1 protein-coding gene is annotated in these 832 nt (G+C 66.9%); it reads left to right on the forward strand.

The window, feature by feature from the left end; genetic code table 11:
- Positions 1 to 707 (forward strand): branched-chain amino acid ABC transporter permease (locus AC097L_RS25360; protein ID WP_479589472.1); only part of this gene is annotated, 707 nt, incomplete at its 5' end.
- Positions 708 to 832 lie beyond the last annotated feature (125 nt).

Consider the following 832-nt stretch of genomic DNA (forward strand, 5'->3'; position numbering starts at 1 on the left):
ATTCCAGCGCCAGCCACAGCAACTTCTGGGTCGCGCTCATTGTTGCTCCGGCCATCATGGCCGTGCTGGGCGTCTTGCTGGACCGCTACGGCTTTCGCCTGCTGCAAGACCGCGACCCGCTCAGCGTGGTGCTGGTGACCTTTGGCCTGCTGCTGATCATCGAAGACTTTGTGCAAAGCGTGTGGGGCAAGAGCAACCTGTCGGTGGCGGCCCCCGAGGCATTGAACACCTCGGTCGATCTGCTGGGCACGCCGGTACCCGCCTACCGGCTGGCGGTGATTGCCGTGGGTGCGCTGGTGGCGCTGGGCCTGAGCCTGTGGCTGCGCTATTCCAAGGTGGGCCTGTTTGTGCGGGCGGCCAGCACCGACCCCACCACCACCGCCATGCAGGGGGTGAACACCGACGTGCTCAGCGCCGGGGTGGTGGGCCTGGGCACCGCGCTGGCCGGGCTGGCCGGGGTGGTGGCCGCGCCGTTTCTGTCGCTGTCGCCGTCCATGAGCAGCGACGTGATCATCGATTCGTTTGTGGTGGTGGTGGTCGGCGGCCTGGGCTCGCTGATAGGCGCCTTTGTGGCGGCCATGGCGCTGGGCATGGTGCAGGCGCTGGGGGCCGTGTACCTGCCCGACCTGTCGGCGGTGCTGCCCTTCGTGATCATGGTCGCCATCCTGATCTGGAAACCCGCTGGCTTTGCCGGCAGCCGTACTTGAAGAGAGAGACTCACATGACGATCAAACGAATTGGCCTGGGCACCGTCCTGGCCCTGGCGGTAGGCGCCGCGGTGGCGATGGGGGTGAGCTCGGGCACGGTCTTGTCCCTGCTGACGCAGGCCATC

The organism is Rhodoferax sp. RT5P35, from assembly GCF_056521385.1.